Annotated in this window: 7 protein-coding genes; 4 read left to right on the top strand and 3 right to left on the bottom strand. The window is 41.5% G+C overall.

Annotation, left to right across the window (positions count from 1 at the left end; genetic code table 11):
• Positions 1-24: 24 nt before the first annotated feature.
• Complete coding sequence (locus tag HMPREF2766_RS08210) at positions 25-966, bottom strand: hypothetical protein (RefSeq protein WP_000801525.1); 942 nt, start codon at positions 964-966, stop codon at positions 25-27.
• Between the two features lie 160 nt (positions 967-1,126).
• Entirely contained in the window at positions 1,127-1,978 is an 852-nt protein-coding gene (locus tag HMPREF2766_RS08215) for a metallophosphoesterase family protein (protein WP_070569181.1), read from the bottom strand.
• 206 nt (positions 1,979-2,184) lie between these two features.
• Between HMPREF2766_RS08215 and HMPREF2766_RS08220 the strand changes: the two genes are divergently transcribed.
• From HMPREF2766_RS08220 to thrS, 3 genes are all read left to right on the top strand, one after another.
• Positions 2,185-2,550, top strand: coding sequence for a hypothetical protein (locus HMPREF2766_RS08220; RefSeq protein WP_065371637.1), 366 nt, complete (start codon positions 2,185-2,187; stop codon positions 2,548-2,550).
• Positions 2,551-2,817: 267 nt separating this feature from the next.
• Positions 2,818-3,444 (top strand): adenylate kinase family protein, encoded by a 627-nt coding sequence (locus tag HMPREF2766_RS08225; protein WP_148131196.1) that lies wholly within the window; start codon positions 2,818-2,820, stop codon positions 3,442-3,444.
• Positions 3,445-3,454: 10 nt separating this feature from the next.
• Positions 3,455-5,398 (top strand): threonine--tRNA ligase, encoded by a 1,944-nt coding sequence (gene thrS, locus HMPREF2766_RS08230; protein WP_070569184.1) that lies wholly within the window; start codon positions 3,455-3,457, stop codon positions 5,396-5,398.
• 55 nt (positions 5,399-5,453) lie between these two features.
• Here the strand turns inward: thrS and HMPREF2766_RS08235 are convergent, their stop codons facing one another.
• The gene (locus HMPREF2766_RS08235; RefSeq protein WP_070569187.1) at positions 5,454-5,816 is read right to left on the bottom strand and encodes a MerR family transcriptional regulator; all 363 of its coding nucleotides are present in this window, start codon (positions 5,814-5,816) and stop codon (positions 5,454-5,456) included.
• Positions 5,817-5,893: 77 nt separating this feature from the next.
• Here HMPREF2766_RS08235 and HMPREF2766_RS08240 point away from each other — a divergent pair, with 77 nt between their 5' ends.
• Complete coding sequence (locus tag HMPREF2766_RS08240) at positions 5,894-6,271, top strand: carboxymuconolactone decarboxylase family protein (RefSeq protein WP_083303905.1); 378 nt, start codon at positions 5,894-5,896, stop codon at positions 6,269-6,271.
• The last annotated feature ends 83 nt before the right edge of the window (positions 6,272-6,354 follow it).

Consider the following 6,354-nt stretch of genomic DNA (forward strand, 5'->3'; position numbering starts at 1 on the left):
GAGGACATACAAAGACTTATTTTTTTATGCAATTTTACGGACAATCCCTTTTGTTTTATGACTTGACCAAACCGAGCTGATAGACACCCCAGCACCAACTAAGGTAAACACAGCTAACATAGCTAGATTATAAAAATAGTTATCTGGGAAATCACCGCTAAAGATTAGTTGGTTCACCACTCGGAAAGCAAAGGCAAACTCAACCCCTAGTTTGGAAACGACTTCCATCGCCAAATCAATTTGATTCACTAGAAAGACAGTAATCACCATCCAAATAGAGGAAATCACAATTCCCTTTCGAGATACCTTTCTTCCAAGGATTTCATATCCTTTAATGGTACAAATCCCCAGAACAATACCCGCTACCATAGCTACATAACCTAGACGAGCGATAAATAGAGCAACTGCTCCACCAATCAAGGCTCCCAGTAAGGCACCAACTGCTCCAAGAAGAACATTTTCCTTTTGATTTTGATAAGAATCTACCTCAATCTGAAGATTGCTCTTCAGCAATTGATAGCTTTCCTCGTTGATAAGGAAAATTGAATCACCTAATTGATAGAGACCAACGGGACCCTCCTGACCGCTATAGGCACACACTTGGACGAAATGATGGGTTTCAAGGAAGGCAACGAGGTCTGTTATGAGCGTCTGTAACTTTTCAATTGTTTTTGATTTGCGCATGGCACCTTTTACGACAAAAGAAACAAGGTACTGGTTGATAGACAAGGTCGACAAGTTTGGAAGAGATTCACTCTTAAACTCATCCCAAACCAATTCGTTTTCTTCTGAATCCGCAGGATTGCCATTCAAACTCACACTGACACAAAGTCGAAACTGATTTTTCACATCAGTTTCTTGCAGGAAAAGTAAATAGCCTGACTGCGTGCCATAAATACTACGCGAATCTTCGTCAAATTGCAAGCCCAACTCCGAGGCAATGGCGTGTAACTCTTCTGGTTTCATTATCTGTCTCCTCTTATTTTGAATATCAATTAGTATGAGATTCAAATTAGTTATATTCCGTTATTCTAACATAAATTTGAGAAGCCGTCAATTCGTATCCAGTTCGACTTATCGGAAAACAACAGTTCCTAGACTATCTGATTTCTAGCTAGAAGTCCTCTTAAAACCAATCTTTCTTGTCTCTTTCCATCCAGAGCTCAACATCCTGGTCATAACCTTCTTGTTCACTGATTTGACCTAACAATTCGTGGTTATGAGTATGGTGAATTCCATTTACCAAACTTTCATAGTAGACCTGGAAATAGGGGAGCTTCAAATCTTTAGCCAACTGCAATTCAGTTTCCACATCATAATCCACACGACGAAAATCAACATCAGACAAACCTGCCTCATCAAACTCTAAGATCATATACTGGGCCCGCAGGTCCTTACGCAACTTCGCATCTAGAAAGAAAGGTTGTCCAATGGAACCTGGATTAAGAATCAACTGTCCATCACTTCCATAACGAAGCAACTGTTGATGAATATGGCCATATACTGCGATAGAGGCGTGTGGATTCGTGACCAATCTATCAAAATCTTCTTGTTTTCCCGTATGAATCAATTCTCTACCCCAGTTTTTATCAGGGAGATGGTGTGTGATTCCCACCATCAAATCACCAAACTGACGATGAACTTGCAGGGGTTGATTATTGAGGTCTTCGATTTCTTCAGGGCTGACCTCCTCTAAGATGTACTGACTTTGACGCAGGAGATAACGATGACTCGCTATTGTAGGATCTAACTTGCGATGCAGACCTCGCCAGAGACTATTCTCCCAATTTCCCAGAACTCTTACTGTAATAGGCAAGCTAGCTAAGAGGTCCAATATCCTTCTACGTCCTGTTCCTGGCATCAGAATATCCCCTAAAAGCCAGTATTGGTCTACCTCTGCCACCTTAGCATCAGCCAGTACAGCTTCCAAAGCTGTCGTATTTCCATGTATGTCTGAAAGAACTGCTATTTTGGTCATTCTTTCTCCTTACTCTCTTACTTCTTTTGTTAGTATTATAACAGAAAACACTCGAAAAGATCACTATCACTGATCAATGGATTAAATTGTAAGAGCTTCTAAATCGTGCTATAATATAAGTAGAGATTTCCCCTTCATTTAGGATTATATGGTCTACAATATCTCTCAAATATCTCTCAATTTTTGCAGATTGGAGGACTATTGCCATGCGGAATTATCTTAAGTATATCCCATACTACCTTGTCATTTTCTTCTTTTACTGGCCCCTCTATGAACTCCTCTCTCTACTCATCTCCGACCCATATACACTGAAAGGGCTCTACATTTACAACATCATCCTCTTTTCACCTCTGGTAATCTTTATCGTATCGCTACTTTATAGCTATCGATTTCATTTCTCACTTTGGTGGCTACTCGGTATTGGTCTGCTCTATTGCTTTACCATCATCACCTTTGGTGAGTTCATCCTGCTTTACTTCCTAGCCTATGAACTCTTTGCCCTACTTGGGTTGGTTTCTGGTGTGGGTATCAAGCATCTCTTCCAGAGAGCGAAAAACAAAAAAATTATATAAAAACCTTGAAAATTCTCGCAATCATGCTATAATAATGCATAGAGACAAGTCACTTAGTCCCTTTCTACTAGAGAGTGCGTGGTTGCTGGAAACGCATAGAAAGCCTAAACTGATACTACTCTACTGACTTTTATGCAAACATAAAACGGTGGCCACGTTAAAGCCAATCAGAGGTGTCCCTCTTTTTTGAGGAACATGAATGAAGGTGGAACCACGTTGCGACGTCCTTTTAGGATGTCGTTTTTTGTTTTGTCAGAAGGAGGAAGAATGATGCTTTATATGATTGGCGGATCGCCTTGCAGTGGAAAGTCAACAATTGCCTCACTTCTTGCTAGACAGTATCAACTACTTCATATCAAACTGGATGATTTGGTAGAAAAGATGATGAGTCAAGCAAGTGAAGACTCACAGCCAATTTGCCTTCTTAGGCAGGATAGAAATCCAGAACAAATCTGGATGAGAAATCCAGAAGAGATGGCAGATGAAGAATGGCGCTTTTATGAAGAGATTTTTCCTTATGTAAGATCTTACTTGATAAAGAATCAAAACAGACCTCTCTTGGTGGAGGGAGCAGGACTTTTGCCTCACTTGGTAAAGAAGCTTGAATGTCCAGCATCTTCCTATCTATGCTTGACTCCGACAGCTGATTTTCAAAAAAAGCATTATATACAGAGAGAATGGGTTCCTTATGTCTTAGAGGGTACAACCAACCCCGAGCAAGCTTTTGAAAACTGGATGCAACGAGACATTCTTTTTGCTCAAATGGTTCGTAAGGAAGCGGTGAGATTAGGCTATCCTAGCCTCGTAACAGATGGTAGTCAATCAGAGAATCAGACTGCGGAAGAAGTTGCTCGGCTCTTAAAATTGTCCAACAAAAATAGAATAAATATTTAAGGAGAAAACCATGATTAAGATTACTTTCCCAGATGGCGCTGTTCGTGAATTCGAATCTGGCGTTACTACTTTTGAAATTGCCCAATCTATCAGCAATTCCCTAGCTAAAAAAGCCTTGGCTGGTAAATTCAACGGCAAACTCATCGACACGACTCGTGCTATCACTGAAGATGGAAGCATCGAAATCGTGACACCTGATCACGAAGATGCCCTTCCAATCTTGCGTCACTCAGCTGCCCACTTGTTTGCCCAAGCAGCTCGTCGCCTTTTCCCTGATATTCACTTGGGAGTTGGTCCAGCTATTGAAGATGGCTTCTACTACGATACGGACAATCAAGCTGGTCAAATCTCCAACGAAGATCTTCCTCGTATCGAAGAAGAAATGAAAAAAATCGTCAAAGAAAACTTCCCATCTATTCGTGAGGAAGTCACTAAAGACGAGGCGCGTGAAATCTTCAAGAACGACCCTTACAAGTTGGAATTGATCGAAGAACACTCTGAGGACGAAGGCGGTTTGACTATCTACCGTCAGGGGGAATACGTGGACCTTTGCCGTGGACCTCACGTCCCATCGACAGGCCGTATCCAAATCTTCCACCTTCTTCATGTAGCAGGTGCTTACTGGCGTGGAAATAGCGACAACGCGATGATGCAACGGATTTACGGTACAGCTTGGTTTGACAAGAAAGACTTGAAAAACTACCTTCAAATGCGTGAAGAAGCTAAAGAACGTGACCACCGTAAACTTGGAAAAGAGCTTGACCTCTTCATGATTTCACAAGAAGTTGGTCAAGGACTTCCATTCTGGTTGCCAAACGGTGCGACTATCCGTCGTGAATTGGAACGCTACATTGTCGACAAGGAGCTGGCTTCTGGCTATCAACACGTTTACACTCCACCACTTGCTTCTGTTGAGCTTTACAAGACTTCTGGTCACTGGGATCATTACCAAGAAGACATGTTCCCAACCATGGACATGGGTGACGGGGAAGAATTTGTTCTTCGTCCAATGAACTGTCCACACCACATCCAAGTCTTCAAACACCATGTTCACTCCTACCGTGAATTGCCAATCCGTATCGCTGAAATCGGTATGATGCACCGCTACGAGAAATCTGGTGCCCTCACTGGTCTTCAACGTGTGCGTGAAATGTCACTCAACGACGGTCACCTCTTCGTTACTCCAGAACAAATCCAAGAAGAATTCCAACGTGCCCTTCAGTTGATTATCGATGTTTATGAAGACTTCAACTTGACTGAATACCGCTTCCGTCTCTCTCTTCGTGACCCTCAAGATACTCACAAGTACTTTGACAACGATGAGATGTGGGAAAATGCCCAAACCATGCTTCGTGCAGCCCTTGATGAAATGGGCGTTGACTACTTTGAAGCTGAAGGTGAGGCAGCCTTCTACGGACCAAAATTGGATATCCAAGTTAAGACAGCTCTCGGAAAAGAAGAAACCCTTTCGACTATCCAGCTTGACTTCTTGCTTCCAGAACGTTTTGACCTCAAATACATCGGGGCTGATGGTGAAGAACACCGTCCAGTTATGATCCACCGTGGAGTTATTTCAACTATGGAACGCTTCACAGCTATCTTGATTGAGAACTACAAAGGTGCCTTCCCAACATGGCTTGCACCACACCAAGTAACTCTCATCCCAGTTTCTAACGAAAAACACGTAGACTACGCATGGGAAGTGGCTAAGAAACTCCGTGACCGCGGTGTCCGTGCAGATGTAGATGAGCGCAACGAAAAAATGCAGTTCAAGATCCGTGCTTCTCAAACTAGCAAGATTCCTTACCAATTGATCGTTGGGGATAAGGAAATGGAAGACGGAACAGTCAATGTTCGTCGCTATGGACAAAAGGAAACACAAACTGTCTCAGTTGATGACTTTGTCCAAGCTATCCTTGCTGATATCGCCAACAAATCACGCGTTGAGAAATAGAATTTATTAGATAGCGACGAAACCCGAGCCAATTGGCTCGGGTTTCGTTTATTGACTATTTGGAAAGATTCCTAATCTCTGCTTGATACCATTCAATTTTATTATCTAATTTTTTTAGTGAGATTTGCCAATTTTTAATTTGTTCTTTAACAAAGCTGCGGTGCTTCTGCAGCATTTCTAAGCGTTCTTTTAGGCTACTATAACCCTGGTAACGCAAGTCAGCATATCTCTGAATATCTTTCAAATGCATACCCGTATCTTTTAAACGTTGAATAAACTGAACCCAGGCAAGATCGTTTTCGTCGTAGGAACGCTGACCGCTTTGATCTCTATCAACTTTAATCAATCCTCGTTTTTCGTAGTATCGGAGTGTATGCGCTGATAAATTCACTTTTTGGGCAAAAAGACCGATTTTCATAAAAAAACTCCTTTAATTTCTTGACTTAGAGTATGGTCTAAGTTTTATAATTACATTGTAATCGTTTAAGGAGGTAAATGCAAATGAAAAACAAACGATTTGAACGTGGATTGGAAAGACTCAATCAGATTGATGGTGAGGGCGGTGAGCAGGTCATTTCCTCTCTGAAAGAAATAGCGCCAGATCTAGGAGACTATATTGTAGAATTTGCTTTTGGCGATATCTATAGTCGTGAAGGACTGAATCTACAGGAGCGAGAAATCGTCACTCTTGCTAGCCTTTTGACGCAGGGAGGTTGTGAAGTACAGCTGGAAGTACATATTCAAGCTGCTTTAAATGTTGGCTTAACCCCCGAAAAGATTATAGAATGCTTTTTACAATGCATCCCTTACGTTGGATTTCCTAGAGTACTAAATGCTGTTTTTTTAGCTGATAAACTATTTAAGAAAGAATAATAAAGGGGTGTTGAGTGGAACTAACTTCAAATAGGTAGACAAATTATTTAAGTAAAGGATTTAGTTCTGTATTGCACAGGGCT

The sequence above is a fragment of the Streptococcus sp. HMSC076C08 genome (assembly GCF_001810825.1).
Taxonomy (GTDB): Bacteria; Bacillota; Bacilli; order Lactobacillales; family Streptococcaceae; genus Streptococcus.